Source organism: Bacillus cereus group sp. MYBK30-2, from assembly GCF_051915945.1.
Taxonomy (GTDB): domain Bacteria; phylum Bacillota; class Bacilli; order Bacillales; family Bacillaceae_G; genus Bacillus_A; species Bacillus_A paramycoides.
Map to the genome: position 1 here is coordinate 1 of NZ_JBQAFR010000023.1, position 1,737 is coordinate 1,737.

Here is a 1,737-nt window from a genome sequence, read left to right on the forward strand (position 1 = left end):
AGTTGGGACCTTGTCCCTGTGAGAGTAGGACGTCGCCAAGCAAAAACCTAAGTCGTTTCGACTTAGGTTTTTTTGTGTTTATTTTTATTTACCAAATGTTAAAATCCATAAATGTAATAACGCTAAAGAGGAAAAAAGAAGGAGATAGAGGCTGTATATAATAAGATTTGGATGATAAAGTGATAAGAAGGTTATAAAATAATACGTTTAAATATTAGTCGAAGGTAAGAATTACCTTTTTTATAGTGATTTAGTTGTGGTATGAACAAAAATATTTTTGATCTTATATGAAAAGGTTATGTGAAAAATAGCTATCCAGTTCTTTTTCACATAACCTTTTGTGCTTTTAAGGGATTTTGTATAAGAAAAAATCTATAATTAAGGTAGCTAACATATATTTTTTGATGGGTGTGGGGAATTATGAAAGAAATATGCATGTTATTAGTGGCTATTATATTATGGGGGACAGCCATTGCGCCAACGAAATGGGCATTAGAATCTATTCAACCGTTTACTTTGTTATTTATTCGCCTTTTCTTTGCAGGTGGAATTTGTATACTTTTCTCATTTAACCAAATACAAAAAGCTGTTGTACATAAACATATTCCATGGAAAAGAATGAGTTTACTATCTTTTACCGGTGTAGCTGGGTACTTTATGTTCACATCCTATGGTATTTCTTTAACAAGTGGATTACATGTTAGTATCATTGATGCTGCATTGCCGTTAGTTACAATTCTTTTTTCAACGTTCTTTTTGAAAGAGAAAATTCAGCTGAATTATTGGATTGGAATTATACTAGGTGCTATAGGAGTGCTCTTTATTACAATTCCATCTAATAACGCCGATCAAGAGGTGTCTTTAATAGGAGATATACTTATTTTATTGAGTACTTTTTTATTTGCTTTCTACACGATATTGTTAAAACGTCCGAAACAAGAACGACATTTGTCAAACAATGTTTTTACAACGTTAACTTTAATTATTGGAGCTATTATTCTATTACCATTTGCAATGGTAGAAATGTTTTATTATGGTTTCCCTAAGATTGAAACCTGGAAAGCTGGACTTAGTGTCATGTATCTTGTTATTGGAGCGACAATTTTAGCATATTGGTTTTGGAATAAAGCGCTAGAGATAGTTTCGGCATCAGTAAGTGGATTATATTTAAATGCATTACCGTTAATAAGTATTGTTGCTTCAATTGTTTTATTAAATGAATCTTTAACGTGGAGAATAGTAGTAGGCGGTGGTTTAGTACTATTTGGAGTGATGTGGGCGGATAAACGCAAATTAATTAATGTATTTACGCCAGGCGATCGAAATATTAAAGAGAATGAAGACGGTTAAAAGTTAAAGAGTGCATATATAATGTTTAAATAAGAGGACGTCTTGCATGTAATGGGATGTTCTTTTTTTATATTTTCATTGGAATTATATAAAAAATACCTTCAGGAATTATTATTTTATTAATTGAATAAAAGTTGTTGACTATTAGTATATAGAAGTGTAATATAGAACAAGTCGCCGATGATAATAACGCAGAAAGCGACAAACGAAATAAAAAAACTTAGTTGACATTGAAACATGAAAATGTTAACATAAGAAAGTCGCAAATGAGCGACTAAGTAGTTCTTTGAAAACTGAACGAAACAAACAACGTGAAACGTCAATTTTTATTTTTAGATGCTAGACAAACTAACTTTATTGGAGAGTTTGATCCTGGCTCAGGATGAA

Annotated in this window: 1 protein-coding gene; it reads left to right on the forward strand. The window is 31.2% G+C overall.

The window, feature by feature from the left end:
- The first annotated feature begins 420 nt into the window (after positions 1 to 420).
- On the forward strand, positions 421 to 1,350 hold the full coding sequence (locus ACTFQM_RS27260; protein ID WP_440037032.1) for a DMT family transporter: 930 nt from the start codon (positions 421 to 423) through the stop codon (positions 1,348 to 1,350).
- The last annotated feature ends 387 nt before the right edge of the window (positions 1,351 to 1,737 follow it).